The following is a 21,610-nucleotide window of genomic DNA, read 5'->3' on the forward strand; positions in this document are numbered from 1 at the left end:
AGTTTTTCGTCGTTGAAACTATTGTAACAGGAGTTTAATGATGTCTTTTCTTTTTACACAATTATATGGACTTAATCCTTTTTTCAGCTCTCAACCCCGTGATTCTGCGTTTGCTCGGGCTTTCTCCTGCTTTTTTCGCCCGCAACCCCGAGATTCCGCTTTTGCTCGGGCTTTCTCCCTCTTATTCAGCTCACAACCCCGAGATTCTGCTTTTGCTCGGGCTTTCTCCTACTTTTTCAGCTCACAACCCCGAGATTCTGCGTTTGCTCGGGCTTTATCCCTCTTTTTCAGCTCACAACCCCGAGATTCCGCTTTTGCTCGGGCTTTCTCCTGCTTTTTTCACCCGCAACCCCGAGATTCCGCTTTTGCTCGGGCTTTCTCCCTCTTTTTCAGCTCACAACCCCGAGATTCCGCTTTTGCTCGGGTTTTTTGCCTGTATGTTTAATGATATAACCGATATTTGGTCGTTTGTTTTTTAAACTGAGTACTTTGTTCCTTGGCTTGAGCTAAAAATGTTTCGGTTGTACCTTGGAGGATCATTTGTTGCATCGACTTCGTTCCAATTAATAGGTCGAACATATATCGCCCATTTGGATGTTGAACAAAGTGAAAATCATTTGGGTAAAGCTTATTAATTGTTTCTAAGAGCTTTACTCCAGTCTCAAATGAATGAAAATCCTGCCTAGAAGTTACATGTAACTGAATACCGCTACAAACTTGCCCCTCAAACTTTTGATAAGTTGGCACAAAAGAGGTCGGCCTTGCCAATACTCCAGCTAACCCTATCGAATTAAATTCCTTAGCCAATTGATAGCCATCAATAAATGGGGCCCCGACATACTCGAAAGGTTTTGCTGTTCCTCTTCCTTCAGATACATTTGTTCCTTCTAATAAACAAGTACCTGGATATAAAATAGCCATATCTAATGTTGGGGCATTGGGGGAAGGTGGCACCCAAAAAAGTGACGTATCATCAAAGTAATCGGAGCGCTCCCAATCTTCCATTTCAATGACGGTCAGGTCACAGTCATAGCCAAATTCATACTTAAATAAAAGTGCTAATTCACCAACCGTTAATCCGTGACGGTTCGGTATTGGCAAAAGTCCTACAAATGAACGAACATCTTCTTCAACTAGATTTCCCTCTATCTTTTCTCCCCCAATAGGATTAGGGCGGTCTAAGACAATAAAATGTTTCTCATATTGCTGGCAAGCTTCCATCATATAAGCCATTGTGTAAATAAACGTATAATATCTAGAACCGAGATCTTGTAAATCAAAAACAACGACGTCGACGTCAGCTAACATCCTAGCAGATGGCTTTTTACTTTTGCCGTATAAACTAAAAACGGGTAGCCCTGTTTGAGTGTCCTTTGAAGACTCTACCTTTTCCCCTTCTTTTGCATCACCACGAATTCCATGTTCTGGAGCAAATAATGCCACAAGATTAATACCTTGATGATTCGCAAACAAATCAATTGCTGGAACGAGGTCTTGATTAACACCAGTCAGATTCGTTACAAGACCAATTCTTTTATCCTGAAAAGCTTCGTATCCCGATGCCAAAAACCGTTCTAATCCTAATCTCACATCCGTTACCCCCAAGCTATGATCAATTTAGTATTCAAGTGTCACAGGTGCTTTTCCAGTTGCTTTTGTATGACCAAACAAAATGGAACCTGCCGCAACTAGAGCCGGATAGCTAAACTCATACGTATTTAAATAGGTTTTCACTTTGGCTGGCATGACTTGAATATCATATGGACTACGCATTCCGATAACACTAACTTCTTTCCCTAACGAAATTAGCTTTTCGACAACTTCAACTTGCTTCGGATCCTGTGATGCCGAAACTAATCCTACAATGATTTTTTGATGATTTTTCGTTAATGCCTCTATACCGTCCAATGTTTTTGGAAACGGTTGAATTTCGAGTGAGCTTGAAAATGATTGCAAGGCCTTTCCTAAAGCTAAATGAGCATTTAACGCATCCTCTGCTACAGTTAATTGTGGATTTCTCGGCTCCAATACTAAGAATCTCTCTTCTTTACTTAAAGGTAGTGCTTCCCCTTTTTCAACCGTGACACTTTTTTGATAAACTTCCTCTGCTGTTTGCTGATGTGATTTTGTCGATCCTTGCGTGCTCGTAGATTCGAGTGCTTCAAAAGTAAAGTATTTACGTTTTAACTGCATAACTCGTTCGAAAGCAGCATCAATGACCTCTTCAGTTAATTCTCCAACTGCTAATGCACGTTTTACCTCTTCAATCGCTCCTACTTGTCTCGTAAGACGGTGTGAAATCATGACGAGGTCTATGCCAGCCTGTAGTGCCGCAACAGCTCCTTTTTCAGTTCCGATCGTTTTAGAAATAGCATCCATTTCCATACAATCTGTCGTCACAACACCGTCAAAACCTAATTTCTCTCTTAACAAGCCTGTAATAACATTTTTTGATAAAGTGGCAGGAGTATCTACATTTTTCTCTAAGGCTGGAAAATGAATATGAGCAGACATCACTGTATCTGCACCTGCTTCAATACATGCTTTGAATGGGACAAGTTCTACCTTTTCTAAACGTTCAAGCGAATGAGGAATAGTCGGCAAACCTAAATGAGAGTCTACATTAGTATCACCGTGACCAGGGAAGTGTTTTAAAGTAGTTACCATACCACCTGCTTGCAAACCTAACATGGACTTCTTTCCTAATTCCGCCACTTTGGCTGGGTTTTCACCGAATGAACGAACACCAATAACCGGATTGTCAGCATTATTATTTACATCTAATACAGGTGCTAAGTTCCAATTAATTCCGAGCTCCATAAGCTCTTTCCCACAAATTTTCCCTAATTCAAATGCATAATCACTCTCATTCGTTGCTGCAGTAGCCATCGCACCAGGCAATAACGTTGTGCCATCACTTAACCTACGAACAATTCCATTTTCCTGATCAACACAAATTAGTAAAGGTCTCTCTTGTTGTTGACTGGCAGCTACCTGCTGCAGTTCTGTTGTTAATGCCTTCACTTCTTCCGGTGTACCGAGATTACGGGAAAATAAAATAATATTCCCGACATGATATTTCTCTATAAATTCTTTCATCTCTTTCGGCACTGTTTTACCATCGAATCCAACAACAAACAGTTGACCTAGTTTCTCTTCTAACGTTACAGTTCTCATCTTTCTCCCACCTTTTTATAAATTCGTTCGAATCAAATTATGTAACCGCGGCCGCAATCGGATTATGGGGTCCTTTCGTCCAAAATGAACTCGATTCGTTAATAAAATCACCCTTAAATCAATTTCGGGATCAAACCAAATGCTCGTTCCTGTAAACCCAGTATGACCAAAGCTACTTTCTGAAAATAAATCCCCGCATGAGGAGAAATATGGACTTTTTAAAATCCAACCTAACCCACGATACTCAGAATCAAACGGCGTATAATTCTTTTTAGACAGGTCTAATAACTGCTCTGACACGATTCTCTTGCCACGAAAATATCCACCTTGTTCGATCATTTCCGCAAAATTAGTTAGGTCTGTTACCGTTGAAAATAACCCAGCATGACCACTAATCCCACCCATACTTTCTGTGTTATCATCATGCACAATACCTTGCTTATACTCCCTTAACTCATCACTGTATTCTGTTGCCGCATACCTCCATTTTTCATAGCCTAAATGAAATCCGGTTTCATTCATTTCTAATGGAAGTAAAAGTTCTTCATGGACAAATTGCTCAAAAGGAACCCCTGATATTTTCTCGATAATTTGATAGAGCGTAATGAAACCCAAATCACTATAAATCACTTGCTTTCCTAATGGTGCAACAAGCTCCTCGGCATAAATACTTTCCATAATCTGAGCCACTTGAAGTTTATTCTCATAATAACGTCTATGTGCAGGAAGACCAGAAGTATGAGTCAATAAATGTTTTATGCGAATATCCTCCTTACCCCCTCCTTCAAATTGCGGAAGGAAAAAAGACACTCTGTCATCTAAATGAAGCTCTCCTTGCTCAATAAGCTTTAAGATTAAAGGTAATGTCGCAATAACTTTGGTTAAAGAAGCTAAATCAAATACGGTTGACATTCTCATTGATTCTTCTTTAGGAAACACCCTTTGAAATCCTAGAGCCTCTTGCATGACCACTTTTCCATGTTGGGCAATATGAATCGTAGCACCCGGGATATGCTTTAATTGTATTTCTTTTTCTAGAAAATTTCGAACTTTTTCAAACAAGTTCTTTCACCTCCATATTCTTATGAACAATACGATAGCTTTTCCATGGCTTGAAGCCTAGCTTTTCATAAAAAGTGACTAAACCTGTCCAGTCTATGACAATCGATTCCACACCACGTTCACGTAAAAAATAGACGGCAGCTTCTACAACAGCTAAACCATAGCCATATTTCCGCTCTTCCTTCGCCACACCTAAAGGGCCAATTCCTCCAAGCTCTCGCTCAAATAAGTTACTCCAGTATACATTCTGAGCGATCATAGGTGAGTGGTAATCATTAATCCGGCAAAAGCCTATGATGTTGCCTCTTTTCTTCACAACAACAAATTCTCGACCAACTCCTCCCATTTCAAAATATTTATGAGCTTCGTACTGCCACCTTCCCGGAAAGTTTTGCTTCATAAAGTGTAGAAAGAGTTCTTTTTCTTGTAACTTTAATAATGAGAAAGAGATACCTTCTATATTCGGTCGTTGCACTTCCTCTTGTTCTTTAAAATTTCTAACCATGTCATAATCGCGACCATAAGGCTCATTAATCTCGTATCCTCTCTTTTCAAACCATAGGATCGTTTGTTCATAGTCTGCAGGGATCCCCGGAAAATAATGAAAAGGATCACGACCGAGTAATATTTCTTTTATATGTTGATGTTGAAAAGCTCTTTCTGCTTTTATTAATAAATCAGAGCCAATCCCTTGATTTCGATAATTTTGGTGAACGACTAAAACTTGAATCCACCCAACATTTTGACTGAGACTTACTTCGGTAATTTCTTGGAAAAATTTCGAGATAATGAATCCGACAAGTTCATCTTGCTCGTTCATAACGATATACGAGCCTTCATGGAATAAATTATGATCGGAGAAACTATTTTGAATTAGTAATCTTTCAGACATAGGAAAATCTGTGCCAATTTCTTGGTTCCACAGTTTAACGATATCTTGTACTTTTGTACGCTGAAGTGATTGATAGTGGAGCTTCATGTTTGTAGCTAACCTCCTTCTCTTCTAAAGCTACTTGTTCAAATTTCGTTCTAGTTTTAATTGATTTTATATGAAAGTTACTTTTGGACGAGAGTTTGTGCCGTGAAGTTATCTCGTCATCCATCTCGTGATTTATGACCTTAGCAGGACAGTGCTCCCTGTTTGTTCAGCCGACTCTTGATGGTGTTCGAGTTGTAAACGGGCCAACAGTTTGAACAGTCGCCACTACTTTCATCTTTGTTGGTGGCGAAGTGAATGGGGCTTGTTTTCGATATCAAATTATCTCTATTTTTCACTTGTGCCGCATTGGTGGTCAGTTTTCACAGTTCTTTGCCGCGTATTCTGACTTGCTCCGCATTGTCGGTCAGTTTTATCGCTACTTTGCTTTGCTATGTATTCTTATTTATTCCGTATTACCGGCCATTTTTAGCACTTCTTTGCCGTAAAACCAACTTGCATGATAGTTGATGGTGCCTAATTGTGCGTGTGTACACTGAATCTTTTTAGAATAGCTCATACAGCTATTCCAAAAAACGACGGTGTTACAGCTGAACGTGAAAAATCTCCAAATCGATGATGAATGAATAGCTACCAGTTACAGAGTGAAATCATTCTTTTTAGTTTCTTTTATGGTATAAAGGAAAAAACTGAGTCATTCGTATCAACTCAGTTTTTAAAAGAAGGGAAAGCTATTTTGCCCATGGACACTTTCTTTTTTGCTCCTGTTGCTGAAGGGGTGTTGTTTGGTTGCTGTTTTAAAAATTCATTACCTAATACGGCAAAAGCAATTGCTTCCTTGGCGTCACTTGAAAAGGCTAAAGCCTCCATATTCTTTACAGGACGATTTAATCGTTTAGACAGTTGCTTCATCATATATAAATTATGAACACCACCACCACCAACATAGAACTCATCCAGCTGTATATGCGGGTCAAGCTGTTCTTTTACAGTGATCGCAATGGCTTCAACTGTGTAGTTTGTCACAGTTGCTACAATATCACTAAAAGATAAACCCCTTTTTATACCTTCTGCCCAAAACGTTCTCGCCAATTCTCGGTGATAATATTCGCGTCCTGTACTTTTCGGGTACGACTTATGCAAGAATCGATCAGAGGCCAAAATTTCCTTTAGCCACTCATTATCTACTCTTCCAGTTGAAGCTAATTGACCTCCTTCATCAAAATGACTCGTTCCGTTAGAACCAATTCGAATGACTTCATCGATCAGCACATTTCCAGGTCCCGTATCAAAAGCGATAACCGCGCTCTCTAAACTTTTAGGTAAAACGGTTAGATTAGCCATACCTCCAATGTTGATTAAGCAACGACCTTTTATTGTGCTTCTAAATAATAAATCATCCACAAAGGGAACCAATGGGGCACCTTGGCCACCAACGGCTAAATCAGTCGGTCTGAAATCGCCAACGGTTAATGTATTTGTACGTTCAGCAATAACTGCCAATTCTCCAATTTGCATCGTGGCAAATTCTTCAGGCAAATGATGGAGTGTTTGCCCATGCGAGCTGACAAAGTCTAAGTCTGAAAGCTGAACAGTTGTATTTTTTAAAACAAGTAAAACTGCTTCGGCCATCTTCTCGGCTAACTCTACATTTAGACGACAAATTTCATCGACACGTGCCGTTTCAATATCGCAGGCTGCGAATATTCTTTGTTTTAATGAATGTTCATATGCTAGGGTTTCAAAGGCTAGTAATGTTACCTTCGTGTCATAGCTAGAGTTTTCAATTTCAACAAGTGCGGCGTCGACACCGTCCCCTGATGTTCCAGACATTAATCCTACTGCCAATACTTTTTCTTTTTGTAGAGGTAATGATATAATTGACACTTTTTATGTACCTCCTTTTTTTGTATGAAAGTTGGTGCGAACATGGAGTGTTACTCGTCGCTACTGAAAATTATGCTCCGCGTCCTGCGGGGTGGCACCGAACTAACTAGCTTCGCTAGTGGATTTCGGCTTTGCCACTACTTCCTGCCGGAGTCTCCTCATATTTTCGTCCGCTGAGTTACAGTAATTCTTTAGTTCAAAAATACAATCCAACACTATTCTTTTAAAATGAAAAAGAACAAAATCAACTTGAATGAAGTTCCACCAGTTAAAGATTGAAACCCTACTTATATATTTGGAGAGGACTAGTTGTAAACGTATCTACAGGTTAAGAAGTCGTCACTATCCATGAAGAATGGCCTTTGTGCAATTACTCCAAGGTTTGACCTCAGCATCTCCACATTAACACTCTTTGTGCAGTTACCCCAAGGTTTTGCCCCAGTATCTTCACATTAACCGCCTCTTTGTGCAGTTACCCCAAGGTTTTGCCCCAGTATCTGCACAAACCTTCATGAGCCTTAAGGTGGCGATAGATGACTTTCATCTTTGTTAGTGGCAAAGTGAGTTGGGCTTCGCCATATGCGTTTTTATGAAAGTGAAATCTATGGTCGTTAGCTGGCGTATTTTGCATCTCTTGAGAAAGTTCATCGTAGTGATGGTGTGTGATGCCATCCTCACAATTAATGACGAAAGTTATGATTCATTTTGGCTACTAGATATCGTCACCGGTAATTTCCCCTGGACTTCGCTTAATCCATAAATGACTCGTGCTGCGATTTGTAAGGCCGTTGTATGAAACTCATAGGTTGCTAGAAAAGCATCTACATATGGAAATAATGAGCGATCATAAGGAACACGACAAGCAACGGCGACGATTTTTTTATTTAACGCAGAAAGTGCCTCAATATATCGCTGTTGCTGGGGCGATAAACTAGCAGAGACTGTTGCTATAATTAAAATGTCAGCCTGATTAGCTTGTTCTAGCAATCTGTCCAAAGCCTTCTCTGATTCTTCGATTGGAATCATAAAAGATTGAGCATTATCATCGATTTTTTGAATTTCTTCACTAAAGGCATGCATCTTAAAACGCCTGTCCTCGACCATTGTTAAGTAAGAATTCTCAGGGTAAACAACAAGCACACGTTCATTGCTACCAGCAGATAAAGGAAGTAATTGCTTATTTTCTACTAAAGTAATCCCTTGTTTCATAGCATGTATGGCCTTTTCCTGATGTTGCCTTGAACCAACAACGCTGGGGACTTCTAGTTGATTAACATTTTGTTCAGCCCACTTTAAATAACCATTCTTTAAAGATAAAACCCGTTGGTAGCTAGATTCAATCATGTCCTCGGTTAATTCACCCTGATCAAAAGCATGGTAGATTTCTTCGATTGCTTCATATTGAAGCTCTGGTAAATTCGAAATCATAATTAAATCAACACCCGCTTTAATCGCTTCAACAGCTCCACGGGCTGTACCAGTCGTCTTTGAGATCGCATCCATTTCAAGGCAATCGGTCGTTGTTACACCTCGAAAACCTAACTGATTACGCAAAAGCTCCGTCATCACACTATACGATAAAGTTGCAGGGGTATGAGCTTTACTTTCTAATACTGGAAAATGAATATGTGAGGTCATAACAATATCTGCACCAGCATTTATGCACACTTGAAATGGTTTTAGCTCTAATTCCGTTAACCGTTCCATCGTATGATTAATAGTTGGTAAAGCAAGATGTGAATCTACGATTGTATCACCATGTCCTGGGAAATGCTTAAGGGTTGAAATGACACCTGCTTTTTGTAAACCTTTCATCCATGAACGACTTAGCTGACTGACACGGCAAGCATCTTCCCCAAAAGAGCGAACACCAATAACAGGATTGTTAGGGTTATTATTTACATCAACTGTTGGTGCTAAATTCCAATTAATCCCTAGTGCCTTTAACTCTTTCCCTGTTAAGAAACCAATCTCTTCGGCTAGTCCCTCATCATCTGCTGCACCTAATAACATCGCACCTGGAAAAACAGTCGTTCCTTCACCAAGACGCCTAACCGCCCCATTCTCTTGATCCGTACAAATAAATAATGGCTGCTGATGATTACATTGCTTAGCCCAAGCTTGTAACTTAGCCGTTAGAGCAAGAACCTCCTTTGGCCTTCCTATATTCCTACCAAATAAAATAACACCACCAATATGATATTCCTTAATAAGATCGGTGATTGCCGGAGAAAGTGATGATGTTTGGTCTGCTTTAAAACCAAACACCATCATTTGTCCAATCTTGTATTTCCACTCTTTTGAAGGCATTATTCCTTCACTCCTCCAAGTGTTAATCCTTTAATAAAGTAACGTTGGAAAATTAAGAAGAAAATAATAATCGGTACTGCTGCCACCGTCGCCCCGGTCATAAGGAACTTAAAGCTTGTTAAATTGGCATCCTGTAATGTTTTTAAACCTGCTGGAAGTGTCATTAAGTCAACATCATTAATGACAATAATTGGCCATAGGAATGCGTTCCAAACCATTACAAAAGTAAAGATACCTAAGGTTACCATCGCTGGAATCGCCAGTGGCATAACAATTTTGAAAAATATCTTCCACTCGCTTGCCCCGTCAATTGTCGCCGCCTCTATGAGCTCATCTGGTATCGACAGAAGGAATTGCCGCATCAAAAATACACCAAAAGCTGCCGCAAGATTCGGTAAAATTAAAGCTAAATGCGAGTCAAACAATTGTAAGTTTTGTACTATGATAAAAGTAGGTACTAAGGTTACTTGCTCTGGTATCATCATTGTCGCAATAATAATCCAAAATATAATCCATTTCCCAGGAAAATTCTTTTTGGCAAACACATACCCCGCCATCGTATCAAAGAGAACAATTAAGGCGGTCGTCACCACCGCTATATATATACTATTAAAGAGCCATTTCATAATAGGCGTTGTGGTAAAGAGTCGTGTAAATGAACTAAATGTTTTCTCAACCACTTCATCCATTAAATCTGCATGGACTTGAGCCTGCTCCATATCGCCTGCTTGTTCAGCAGCTCTTTTTTTCTGCCACTGTGAGTAATACTCCGTAATACCAACCGGATACAGTTTTGGAGGTGTTGATTCTACATACGAAATAGGGCGGTCCATTTCCTCATTTTGATAACTAGGTAATTGTAAAGCAGTCGTAAAAACCCAATATAGTGGTAAGAGGGAGATGACCGCTATGATAGATAAGATGAAAATACTAAATGGTTTTTTTAATTTTGACAGCATACTGATCCCCCCTCTCTATTTATCCTTCATGAGTCTAAATTGAGCGATAGCAAAGCCCATTAAGATGAAAAATAAAATCACCGATTGAGCTGAAGCTAAGCCGAAATTAAAGTCTCTGAAAGCTGTTTTATAAATAATGTGGACAATCGTTTCCGTGGCATTACCCGGACCTCCACCTGTCATCATAATAATTTGCGTAAATACTTGGAACGAACCGATCGTACTGATAATGATTAAATATAGTGTCGTTGGTTTTAACATCGGTAAGGTAATACGCATAAATTTTTGATAAGGGGTAGCCCCGTCAATATCAGCTGCTTCATATAATGAAGGATTAATATTATTCATAGCCGCCAAATATATGATAATCCCTGAACCTGGAGGTATAAGTATCGACATAATCATTAATGCTGGTAACGCCGTCGAGGATTGAGCTAACCAGTTCACCGGCTCAAATCCAAAAAACTCTATTATGTAGTTAAATATACCGAAACGATAGTTATACATCCAACGCCAAACCATCGCAATAATAACCATGGACGTAACCGTTGGCAAGTAAAAGGCAGAACGGAAAAATGTTTGTGAAATCCTACCTAATGGATGAATCATCGCAGCAATTACGAGTGCCGTAATAATAAAAGCCGGAACCGTTACTACCGTATATAATAAGGTGTTCATGACAGCTTTACGGAAAACCTCACTTTGAAAGGCATCGATGTAATGCTTGAAGCCAACATAATCAATATTAAAAACGCCACGATCCTGAAACGAAATAACAAAAGCCCAAACAATTGGAATAAACATAAAAACAGTAAAAAATATCAGCTTAGGCATTAAAAATAGATAAGCTATTTTGTTCTTTTTGATTCGCTCCCATAACGATTTCTTCGGAACGATTATTTTTTCAGATGTATTGATTTGAGGTTGATTTTCCATCTCGTTCCTCAACTCCTAACTACATTTAATAAGTAAAAGCTCTTCCCTCCTTTTTTGGAAAGAAGAGCTTCAATTTCATAAAACCCTTTAGACTTAAGCGTTCAATTAATCCATAATACTCTCAACTTGTGATCTTGCATCTTCTAAAGCTTGTTGAGCAGTTTTTTCTCCATTAGCCGCTAGCTGTAACTGTCCTTGAATCACTTCATCAATTCTTGCCCAGTCAGGATGACGAGGAACTGGTACAACTTGTTCAGTTAATTCTTGTGCAGCTGCCATACCCGGATTGTCTGCAAAAGGATCCATATCAGCTGCTGAAATCCGTGCTGGGAATGTACCATAATTTTGAGCTGTAACATATTGCTCATCTGTACTAGATACATGCTTTAAGAATTCACCAACCATTTTCTTCTTTGCTTCATCTTCACCTTGGTTAAACATAACATATCCACCGACTCCACCGATTGTGACAGGCTCACCTGTATCACCTGTTGGATATTCAGCAACCATAAAATTCATTTCATATTCCTCTGTTTGTATTGAATTAATAGCCCATGTTGCCCACGGTTGAACAGCAACCGTTCTTTGAGCTAAGTTAGCAAATGCTTGGAATGTACCTCCAACGTCATTACTACCCATCTCAACTGGAGCTGCTTCATATTCAAACTTTAAATCAAGTAACTTCTGTAAACCACTAATAGCTTCTGGAGAATCAAACGTATACTCGGTTAAATCCTCATTTAATGGATAACCACCGTCCATAAATAAGAATGGCCACGCTTCATAGTATCCAGGCATAATATATGTGGAGAACCCATAGACGCCATCACCCGTTAACGCTTCCATTTTTTCTACAAACTCATCGTATGTCCACCGGCCATCAACTGGTGGTTCAACACCTTTTTCTTCAAAGATATCTAAGTTTAATAGAAGTGTTTGCACACTAATGGAAGTTGGCACGCCATAAATGTGACCATCATGCTCATAGGCTTCTACCGCATTTGGTAAAAAGTCTGCCCACTCCTCTTCGGTAAAAAGATCATCTGTGCTTTCGATGACACCATCTTCAATATGGTTCAAACTAATTGTTCCACCACTAATATCGATTGGAGCAATATCAGGCCAGTTCTTTCCAGCAATTGCTACACTCAAACTATCCCCGAGTTCTGCCCACGGCTGTTGAACGAGTTCAACCTCCACGCCTGGGTACTTCTCTTCAAATTCCGCCACTTTCTCTTCCATCCAATGGAATTTGTTTTCACTCTCATCTTCCCAACGGGGACCATCCCAAACCGTAATCTTACCTTCCCACTCTTCCCAATTGTCAACATCTGTTGAAGAAGAGTTATTTCCCCCACAAGCTGTTAACGCTGTTAGACCTACAATAACAGCACCTGCAATAATTGACTTTTTAAATCTTTTCACAAGAATCCCCCTTACTTGCTTCATGATTATATTTAATTCCAATAGAAGAAATTCTACTGGAAGTAATACCATTAATGATGTGCTTGAGCACGTTCGATTGCTTTCCTAACAAACCCTTCACTCTGCTGTAATAATAGTAATGCTTGCTGATAGTCAACATTGCCTTTTATCATAACAATCGCTGCTTTTACATCGCTATTCGCTTGATTAAGACTTGTTTCAGCCACTTCTTCTCGTGCTCCTGTCACACTCATGACAATGTTTTTAGCTCGCTCTTTTAACTTTACATTACTTGCATTTAAATCAACCATTAAATTTTCATAGACCTTACCAAGCTTAATCATCGTTGTTGTTGATAACATATTGAGAACCATCTTATGAGCAGATGCCGCTTTTAACCTTGTTGAACCTGTTAATACTTCCGGCCCTACCAACACCTCAATTGCAATCTGAGCGATGTCACCTAATTCAGAATTTTGATTAGCTGTTAGAGCTATCGTTGTTGCACCTAAGGAATTAGCATATTCAATCCCACCATATACATAAGGCGTACGACCACTTGCTGCAATACCTACTAGTGCGTCCCCTTTTTGAAAGTTTGCTTTTTTTAAATCATTCTTACCTTCAAAAGGATTATCCTCTACGCCTTCTACAGCGGTGATGATTGCTTTAGTTCCACCTGCCATAATTCCTTGCACTAGACTTGGCTCCGTCCGAAATGTCGGTGGACATTCTGACGCATCAATGACACCAAGCCGACCGCTCGTTCCAGCACCAAGGTAAAATAATCGCCCGCCGTTTTTCAAAGCTTGATAGATTTCATTCGTCGCTTGTTCGATTTCAGGCAAACACTTTTGAACAGCTAAAGCAACACCTTGGTCTTCCTTATTCATTAGTTGAATAATTTCCAAGGTTGAAAGCTGATCAATATTAACCGTTTGTTCATTCCTCTTTTCTGTCATTAAAGCGGAAAGGTCAAGTTCCATATAATCACCAAATTTCTGTAGATGTGTAATGAAATTTCATTTTTATTTTATATTATATTTTTTGAAACGAGATTTCAATACCATTTTCGAATTTTTTTGATTTTTTTCAAATATTTTTGATCAAGTGTATCAATTTGTCGAAAAAAATCTTTGATAACTAGAACTATGTCGTTAGTTCTACTTTCATGGATACTCATATAGGACTAAAATAATATTTTGTAAAAATTGCGTATTTTATGAAATATTGTGTTGAAAATTCCAAATTGTCAACTTATAATGAGTTCCAATCGGACAGAAAGGGGGATGTGTATTACTTAGGTCAATAAACTATAATTAAAGGAGGATTTAAATGATTAAGAAAGCGTTAACAAAATTAATGTATGGATTTCTTATTTTTGTTTTATTATTTGCCCATATGCCCCACGCTTTTGCAAGTGAACCTTCTTCAGATAACAACACTACGAATGATTATCAAGAAAAAATCATGTCAAGAGATTCGAATAAGTTAGAATTAGAATTACAAGGAAAGCTATCCCTTGCCTCAGATTATACCGTTTTTCGAATTAAAAACGGACAACCCCAAACAGCCTCCTATTCTGAAGTACGCGTAGGAGCTGAAAACGTCGTAGTCACAGTCAATACTCAAAGAGAGATTGAGACAATTAAGATTTACGGTGATACTCCTATTGAAAACATCCGAGTCGGTATACATAATACAGGTTTTGTTTCACTCGATCATGACCAATTTCAAGCTAACTCTTCAGCCGGTTTGAAAGTCAGTGATAAAAAAGGGAATGAAAGTTTTGACATTCCCGCTAATGAAAACGTAACGATTCAACGTAATGGTGCAAAATTAACCGTACTTCAAGGTGATGAAACAATCTATGAAACTGAAAATCGGTTGTATGTTCATTCCCTTGATGAAGAAGCAAAAGTTACGGTAGCTTCACACCAAAGAAATTATGGTGCACCTAGTTATCGTGGATTCTTTGAAATAACTGCTTCCACAAATGATAATAAGCTCCGCGTCCTTAATGATGTTAATTTTGAGCAGTATTTATACCAAGTAGTACCGAGTGAAATGCCTGCTAGTTTTGGTGAAGAGGCTTTAAAAGCACAAGCCGTTGCTGCTCGTACCTACGCATTAAATAATTTCTTCTCAACTTCCCATGTAGCAAATGGTTATCAAGTGGTAGATAGTGTTTTGAGCCAAGTGTATAACAATGTCAATGAAAATGAAATAACTACCCGAGCCGTTGATGCGACTAAAGGTGAGGTCATGCGAAGTAATGGTCAATTAATTGATGCTCGCTTTTATTCAACTTCAAGCGGATATAGTCAAACCAAACACGAAACATGGGCAGAAGGTGATGGTACTTACCCAAGTGCTATTGTCCCTTATTTAATGGCAGAGACTCATATCTATGATCCTGAGACGATGGAACCGATTGAATTTGACACATCCAATGATGAAGAAATGGAACAATTTTTCCGTGATTTATCTTTACGTGGATATGGGGATGACTCTCCTTTACATCGTTGGAAAATAGAACTAACAGCAGAAGAATTAACGAACACTTATAATAGCAATTTAGCAACACGTTATCATGCTGATCCTAAGTTCGTATTGACGTTGGATGAAAATGACGAATTTGTATCCAAACCAATACCAGCGGAAGGGATTGGAGAGCTATTAAGCTTAGTGGTTGCTAAACGTGGTGATGGTGGTGCAGCGACAGAACTTATTATTGAAGGTACAACAGGCACCTATAAGCTAATTAAAGAATTTAATATTCGTTTCACTACTAGCTTAACTGCCGCACACTTAGGAACTGAAAATGCCACGATACACCTAGCACCAGGAGGCAGTGAAGATTACAGCTCTACACGGAATAATCTTGGTACACTCCCTTCCTCTTCCTTTGTGTTAGAGCACACTTTCACGGATGATAACGAACTAGAAACGATCACATTTTACGGTGGTGGTTTTGGTCACGGGGTTGGTATGAGTCAATACGGAGCTGGTGACTTAGGGAAAAGGCTTGGCTGGAGTTATCAAGAAATTCTAGAACTCTATTATCAAGATATCGATTTGGATTATATCTATGATGCCGTTATAGAAGAACCTCCAACCGTACCACCCGTCGAAGAACCTGTTGAAACTAGTTTTCAAGAAAGAATTATGTCCAAAACTAGTTCTTCGCTTGAGTTAGAGCAGCAAGGAACACTTCAACTCGCTTCTGACCTTCAAGTAATACGTATTGTTAAAGATACAGAAGTGCCGGCGACTTATGCGGATGCTCGTGTTGGTGCTGAAAATGTAACTGTTCATATTAATGATGCTGGTGAGATATTCTTAATAGAAATAGACGGACCTACTCCTGTTGAAAATATGCGTGTCGGAATTATGAATCAAGGCTTCGCTTCCATTGATCATGATATATTCAGTGTCCATTCTGAACAAGGATTGATTCTTACAGATAAAAAAGGTGAGGAATCCCTTTCTATTCCTGCCGATCAAGAAGTAACGTTTACCGTTTCTGATCATACGATTTCGGTTGAATCTGGTGGACAAGTCCTATACGAAAGTCAAGAACGCTTATATGTTGAAGCACATTCAGAGCAAGAAGAGGCACATATCCTTCAATCTAGTGAACCTACACTTACAGTAACGTCCTTCACTAGAGCACAAGGCATTCCTCATTATCGCGGTATTTTTGAAATAACTGCATCACCGACAGGTGGCAAACTACGAGTGATCAACGATGTTAATTTTGAAGAATATCTCTTTCAAGTTTTACCAAGTGAAATGCCTGAATTTTTCGGATTAAATGCTTTAAAAGCTCAAGCAGTAGCTGCGAGAACTTATGCCTTAAGTGATTATTTCAGCAATCGCTTCACAGCTGATGGTTACTTTGTTAATGATAGTGTTTTAAGCCAAGTCTATAACAATAGTGCAGAAAATTCGACTTCTACACAAGCCGTCTTAGAAACAAGCGGTATTGTGATGGTAGATGAAAACGAGCGATTGGTTGATGCCCGCTATTATTCTACATCTAGCGGTTTTGGTGCTTCTAAACATCAAGTTTGGTCTGAGGCAGATGGCTCATTCCCTGGTGTAGTCACTCCATATTTAATCTCACAAAGCCATACATTTGACCCAGATAATCCAGGTCAAATGTTAGAGATTGATACGTTAGATGAGGAAGTCCTTAATGCGTTTTATAAAGATTTATCTTATGAGTCTTATGATGGTGAATCTTGGTACTTCCGTTGGATGGTCGGTCTTTCTCATGAAGAGCTAGCTAATACAATTAATGCTAATATATTCGAAAGGTATGACGCACAAAAAGATTTTATTTTAACATTAGATGAAAATGAAGAGTTCGTTTCAAAACCTATCCCCGAAGAAGGTATTGGTGAGTTTGTAAATATGTACGTTTCAGAGCGTGGCGATGGCGGTGTCGCTATGAGTCTCATTATAGAGGGAACAACGGGAACGTACCAAATTTTAAAAGAATATAATATTCGCTTTTTAATTAGACCGCGCTCAGTAGATACTGGTGGTGAAACAGTCACTCTATATCGTGCTAAACAAGGTGAAAGTGAATACGGAATGCCGCTCGTCGATTTTACGATTTTACCTTCTGGATTTTTCAGCTTTGATATTGAAGATGATGGCGTTACTTTCTATGGTGGTGGATACGGACATGGCGTTGGTATGAGTCAATTTGGTGCCTACCAACTTGGTGAATTCAATGGCTGGGAATACTCAAGTATTCTAAACACCTATTACCCGAATATGACATTAATTCATTGGGAAGATGGAACCGTGATTGATGTGCCGGGTGACGGTGAACCGGGTGACGGTGAACCCGGTGACGGTGAACCCGGTGATGGTGAACCCGGTGATGGTGAACCCGGTGACGGTGAACCCGGTGATGGTGAACCGGGTGACGGTGAACCCGGTGACGGTGAACCCGGTGACGGTGAACCCGGTGACGGTGAACCCGGTGATGGTGAACCCGGTGATGGTGAACCCGGTGATGGTGAACCCGGTGATGGTGAACCCGGTGATGGTGAACCCGGTGACGATAAAAATAACCAATTACCAGACACCGCAACCTCTTATTATAATTATCTCTTAATCGGTTTGATCTTACTAATTGTTTCATTGAGTGTATTATTCCTTAATAAACGATTAAGAAAAAGCTCCGTATAAATACCCACTAGAAAAACGGAGGGTGAAATAGGCCCCCCGTTTTTTTGTTTACTTTCTCTTTTTCCAGACGAACTTCCCTAAAAGAATCCCTGCACCTACAAATATTGCTACTCCACTTGCTTTTAATGCTTTTCCAATATGCTCTTTTTCTTTTTCAGCTTCTTGCATATCATCACGATCATATTCTTCAGTTAACTGTTGATCTTCATCAAATATTTCCATTTCTCTTTGAGGATTAACTAACCTTTCTTTTTGTGGTCTTACTTTTTCCTCGTCCTCTTGCTCCATACCAATTCCTTTCACAAGAGTCAGTAAAATATTTAAACCTTCAATAACCTCTGGGTCTTTCAGTGAGCGTAATAAAGAGAGATAACCACCGCCCGCCTTATTTTTATGCTCATATTCACCGACTTTAGAGATTCCATTATTCACCTTTAAAACAACAGGCTCCAATTCATCGACGTTGATTTTCCCAAGTGTTTCAAATAAAAGCATTGAATTTTTTAATGACTTAGTTGCATTTGGATTATCAACTGCTGTCACAATTCGATGTAAGACTTCATCACCGCGCTCAACGGTTGCGTTCACCATTTCAAATAGCTTGCGTTCGTTAAATAATTGTAACCCTTTGGATAACTGAGTAATTGCTTCTTTATTATTTACTAAGAGATCTTCTAATTCCCGTAACTCTTTCTCCCTTTGTTTCTTAGGATCGACTTCTTGTTTAAGAATCGTAGTGGTTGCCTTAGCCATTTGAGTTCACCCCACTTTTTCGTACCAAGTCACCCGGGAAGATGTAATCGTCTCGCTTCCACTTATCTTCTACACGGACACCAATTTGTGGTTTAGGGTTACCATAACGTGAATTAAATGAAGGTAAAGGACTTTCACCTTTCGGTTCTAATATTTCCATTTTTGCTGAAACCTCTTTATACGCAGGTGTATCTGTATCCTTATCTGAATGGGAGCTAGTTAAATAGTTAATGGATGCTTCCCCATTCGTGTTCATCGGTAAATAAACTTCCTTCCCTTTCACGCGATCCGTTACAAGACATTTCACCTTTACTTGACCGTATGGTGAAGTGAGTTTGACCTTTGTTCCATCTTCAATTCCACGTTCCATTGCAAGTTCTTTTGAAACCTCTAAGAAAGCATCTGGCACCTTTTTAGAAATCGCTTTAGACTGATAGGTCATATTACCTTCATGAAAATGCTCTAATAATCGGCCATTATTGACATGGATATCATATTCCTCATCAAATTGTAACGGTTTTGTCCATTGAACTGGCCATAATCTTGCTTTTCCATCAGGAAGGGGAAATTCCTTTTCAAATAGAAGGGGTGTATCCGTCCCATCCTCTGCCACAGGCCATTGTAAGCTCTGGTATCCTTCAAGTCTATCGTAGGTAACACCTGCAAATAATGGAGCAAGACGCGCTGCCTCAGCCATAATTTCACTAGGGTGTTGATAATTCCAATTAGCTCCCATTTGATTAGCCACTTCTTGAATAATGAACCAGTCGGGCTTAGAGTCACCTAGTGGCTCTAATGCTTGATATAACCGTTGAAAACGACGTTCTGTATTTGTAAAAGTCCCATCCTTTTCTAAGCTTGGACTTGCAGGTAATACAACATCAGCAAATTGAGCAGTTTTTGAGAAGAATACATCTTGCACAACAAAGAAATCTAACTTCTCGAACGCTTCTTGAACATAGTTAATATTAGCATCAACGATCCCCATATCCTCACCTTTTAAATAAAGACTATTTAATTTCCCTTCGTGAATCGCATCCACCATTTCATGATTATTTAAGCCTGGTTCAGCTGATAAAGATGCTCCCCATGCCTTCTCATAACGTTTTCGTACCTCATCATCGGTTACATACTCATAGCCAGGAAACCGATCAGGCATACTTCCAAAATCACTAGCCCCCTGAACATTGTTGTGACCTCTTAATGGATAAGCACCTGCTCCATTTTTCATATAGTTACCTGTCATTAATAAAAGGTTGGAAATAGCTGTACTCGTATCACTACCACCACCGTGCTGGGTAACGCCCATCGCCCACAGAATAGAAGTTGTTTTCGATTCATGAATAGCTTCGGCGATTTGAATTATTTCGTCTTTGGTAAGATGAGTTACTTGTGAGGCATAATCCAAAGTGTAATTGTCTAAACTAGCCAGATATTCATCAACGTCATTTACATGATTTTTTAAAAACTGCACATCATGCCACCCCTGCTCAACGATATATTTCGTAACAGCTGATAACCAGACGAGGTCACTCCCTGGTGCTGGTTGGACAAATAAATCAGCCCGGTCGGCTAATTCATGTTTTCTAATGTCTACAACAATGACCTTTTGCCCGTATAATTTTTGAGCTCTTTTCACACGTGTAGCAAGTACTGGATGAGATTCAACCGTATTTGAACCAATTGAAATAATGAGCTCTGCTTCAGCAATATCTTGAATACTACCAGAATCACCGCCATAACCTACCGTTCTCCATAAACCCATAGTTGCAGGAGATTGACAATACCTCGAGCAGTTATCAATATTATTTGTCCCTATGACACCACGAGCTAATTTCTGCATTAAGTACGATTCTTCATTTGTACACTTGGACGAAGAAATAAAAGCAAGCGAATCTGCTCCTTTTTCTTTTTTTATTTTTTTGAAATTTGTTTCCATAACTTGCAGTGCTTCTTCCCACTCCACTTCACGAAATGCTTCTCCATCTCGTACAAGCGGTTTTGTTAATCGTTCTTCACTATTAACGTAATCCCAGCCAAATTTCCCTTTCACACAAGTTGAAATTCCATTAGCTGGTGCTTCTTGTTGAGGCTCCACTTTTAAGATTTGGCGGTCTTTCGTCCAAACATCAAAGCTACAACCGACTCCACAATATGTACAAACTGTTTTTGTTTTTTCAATACGGGCTTCACGCATTTCTGCTTCAATATCTGAAATTGCCATTAAGGACCCGTAACCAGTTTCGACGTTCTTTGTAATATTAACCATTGGAGACATCGTTTTCTCTTGAATGCCTGTTAGAAATCCAGCCTCTCCTTCCATACCTACTTCCATCATCGCATTACACGGACAAACCGTTGAACAATGTCCGCAGTTTACACAGGAAGAATCCTCAATCGGTGTATCATGATCCCAAATAACACGAGGTTGTTCTAATTCCCAATCGATCGTTAGTGTTTCTGTTACTTGCACATCTTGACAAGCTTCGACACAGCGCCCACATAAGATACATTGATCGGGATCATAGCGATAAAAATCATTCCGCTGAACTTCTACATTTTTCGTCGTAAAAGGTGTACTTTGATGTGTAATTTTCATCTCTTTTACGGCATTATGTATTTCACAGCTGCCATTGTTATAATCACAGACCGTACAATATAATTCATGATTACCCAGCATACGATCCATGGCAATTAATTGGGCTTCATGTACTTCAGAACCCGTCGTTTGAATCTGATCATCCTCCTGTATAAAAGTAGAACAGGCTCGTACAAACTCTCCATTAACCTTAACGATACAGGAATCACATGTTTCAATAGGACCTAAGCTTGGATGATAGCATAAACTAGGAACATTAATTTCCTTTTCCCCCAATATACTCAATACGGTTTTATCACTCTCACTTATTACTTCTTTACCATTTAATTGAATCGACATTTTATTTGACATCCAATC

At 39.3% G+C, this 21,610-nt stretch carries 14 protein-coding genes; 2 read left to right on the plus strand and 12 right to left on the minus strand.

From position 1 onward, the window contains the following. Positions 1-65: 65 nt before the first annotated feature. Entirely contained in the window at positions 66-479 is a 414-nt protein-coding gene (locus PQ479_RS08585; RefSeq protein WP_273716935.1) for a hypothetical protein, read from the plus strand. Here PQ479_RS08585 and PQ479_RS08590 read toward each other — a convergent pair. The 10 genes from PQ479_RS08590 to murQ form a co-directional block, all read right to left on the minus strand. After that, on the minus strand, positions 442-1,590 hold the full coding sequence (locus tag PQ479_RS08590) for an exo-beta-N-acetylmuramidase NamZ family protein (RefSeq protein WP_047989814.1): 1,149 nt from the start codon (positions 1,588-1,590) through the stop codon (positions 442-444). The genes PQ479_RS08585 and PQ479_RS08590 overlap by 38 nt on opposite strands. A gap of 27 nt (positions 1,591-1,617) precedes the next feature. Next, positions 1,618-3,177 carry a beta-N-acetylhexosaminidase gene (gene nagZ / locus PQ479_RS08595; protein WP_047989815.1) on the minus strand — a complete coding sequence of 520 codons (1,560 nt, stop codon included), beginning with the start codon at positions 3,175-3,177 and terminating at the stop codon, positions 1,618-1,620. 15 nt (positions 3,178-3,192) lie between these two features. Continuing rightward, positions 3,193-4,239 carry a serine hydrolase domain-containing protein gene (locus PQ479_RS08600; RefSeq protein WP_047989816.1) on the minus strand — a complete coding sequence of 349 codons (1,047 nt, stop codon included), beginning with the start codon at positions 4,237-4,239 and terminating at the stop codon, positions 3,193-3,195. Further along, positions 4,232-5,218, minus strand: coding sequence for a GNAT family N-acetyltransferase (locus PQ479_RS08605; protein WP_047989817.1), 987 nt, complete (start codon positions 5,216-5,218; stop codon positions 4,232-4,234). Before PQ479_RS08605 ends, PQ479_RS08600 begins: the two co-directional genes overlap by 8 nt. A 666-nt stretch (positions 5,219-5,884) precedes the next feature. After that, positions 5,885-7,063, minus strand: a complete 1,179-nt coding sequence (locus tag PQ479_RS08610; RefSeq protein WP_273716936.1) for an anhydro-N-acetylmuramic acid kinase — start codon at positions 7,061-7,063, stop codon at positions 5,885-5,887. Between the two features lie 693 nt (positions 7,064-7,756). After that, complete coding sequence (locus PQ479_RS08615) at positions 7,757-9,373, minus strand: glycoside hydrolase family 3 protein (RefSeq protein ID WP_047989818.1); 1,617 nt, start codon at positions 9,371-9,373, stop codon at positions 7,757-7,759. After that, the gene (locus PQ479_RS08620) at positions 9,373-10,332 is read right to left on the minus strand and encodes a carbohydrate ABC transporter permease (RefSeq protein ID WP_047989819.1); all 960 of its coding nucleotides are present in this window, start codon (positions 10,330-10,332) and stop codon (positions 9,373-9,375) included. Before PQ479_RS08620 ends, PQ479_RS08615 begins: the two co-directional genes overlap by 1 nt. A gap of 15 nt (positions 10,333-10,347) precedes the next feature. Further along, a complete protein-coding gene (locus PQ479_RS08625) occupies positions 10,348-11,268 on the minus strand; it encodes a carbohydrate ABC transporter permease (protein WP_053070469.1) in 921 nt (306 codons plus the stop codon). Positions 11,269-11,373: 105 nt separating this feature from the next. After that, positions 11,374-12,693, minus strand: a complete 1,320-nt coding sequence (locus PQ479_RS08630) for a sugar ABC transporter substrate-binding protein (RefSeq protein WP_047989820.1) — start codon at positions 12,691-12,693, stop codon at positions 11,374-11,376. Between the two features lie 71 nt (positions 12,694-12,764). Next, on the minus strand, positions 12,765-13,679 hold the full coding sequence (gene murQ, locus PQ479_RS08635) for an N-acetylmuramic acid 6-phosphate etherase (protein ID WP_047989821.1): 915 nt from the start codon (positions 13,677-13,679) through the stop codon (positions 12,765-12,767). Between the two features lie 349 nt (positions 13,680-14,028). Between murQ and PQ479_RS08640 the strand changes: the two genes are divergently transcribed. Next, positions 14,029-17,901, plus strand: a complete 3,873-nt coding sequence (locus PQ479_RS08640) for a SpoIID/LytB domain-containing protein (protein ID WP_053070470.1) — start codon at positions 14,029-14,031, stop codon at positions 17,899-17,901. A 48-nt stretch (positions 17,902-17,949) separates the two neighbouring features. On the opposite strand, the gene PQ479_RS08645 is transcribed toward PQ479_RS08640, so the two are convergent. Together PQ479_RS08645 and fdhF are read right to left on the minus strand one after the other, a co-directional pair. Then, positions 17,950-18,654: a helical membrane plugin domain-containing protein gene (locus tag PQ479_RS08645; RefSeq protein WP_053070471.1), complete on the minus strand. Its 705-nt coding sequence runs from the start codon at positions 18,652-18,654 to the stop codon at positions 17,950-17,952. Continuing rightward, a complete protein-coding gene (gene fdhF / locus PQ479_RS08650) occupies positions 18,647-21,604 on the minus strand; it encodes a formate dehydrogenase subunit alpha (protein WP_047989822.1) in 2,958 nt (985 codons plus the stop codon). The genes PQ479_RS08645 and fdhF overlap by 8 nt, the downstream gene beginning before the upstream one ends. Between the last annotated feature and the right edge of the window lie 6 nt (positions 21,605-21,610).

The sequence above is a fragment of the Alkalihalobacillus pseudalcaliphilus genome, from assembly GCF_028610675.1.
Classification (GTDB): Bacteria; Bacillota; Bacilli; order Bacillales; family Bacillaceae_D; genus Alkalihalobacillus; species Alkalihalobacillus pseudalcaliphilus.

What these genes read in the sequence shown, in the direction of transcription:
- PQ479_RS08585 (WP_273716935.1), top strand. Translation starts at nt 66, where the DNA reads ATGGACTTAATCCTTTTTTCAGCTCTCAACCCCGTGATTCTGCGTTTG.
- nagZ (WP_047989815.1), bottom strand. Translation starts at nt 3,177, where the DNA reads ATGAGAACTGTAACGTTAGAAGAGAAACTAGGTCAACTGTTTGTTGTT.
- PQ479_RS08605 (WP_047989817.1), bottom strand. Translation starts at nt 5,218, where the DNA reads ATGAAGCTCCACTATCAATCACTTCAGCGTACAAAAGTACAAGATATC.
- PQ479_RS08615 (WP_047989818.1), bottom strand. Translation starts at nt 9,373, where the DNA reads ATGCCTTCAAAAGAGTGGAAATACAAGATTGGACAAATGATGGTGTTT.
- PQ479_RS08620 (WP_047989819.1), bottom strand. Translation starts at nt 10,332, where the DNA reads ATGCTGTCAAAATTAAAAAAACCATTTAGTATTTTCATCTTATCTATC.
- PQ479_RS08625 (WP_053070469.1), bottom strand. Translation starts at nt 11,268, where the DNA reads ATGGAAAATCAACCTCAAATCAATACATCTGAAAAAATAATCGTTCCG.
- murQ (WP_047989821.1), bottom strand. Translation starts at nt 13,679, where the DNA reads ATGGAACTTGACCTTTCCGCTTTAATGACAGAAAAGAGGAATGAACAA.
- PQ479_RS08640 (WP_053070470.1), top strand. Translation starts at nt 14,029, where the DNA reads ATGATTAAGAAAGCGTTAACAAAATTAATGTATGGATTTCTTATTTTT.
- PQ479_RS08645 (WP_053070471.1), bottom strand. Translation starts at nt 18,654, where the DNA reads ATGGCTAAGGCAACCACTACGATTCTTAAACAAGAAGTCGATCCTAAG.
- fdhF (WP_047989822.1), bottom strand. Translation starts at nt 21,604, where the DNA reads ATGTCAAATAAAATGTCGATTCAATTAAATGGTAAAGAAGTAATAAGT.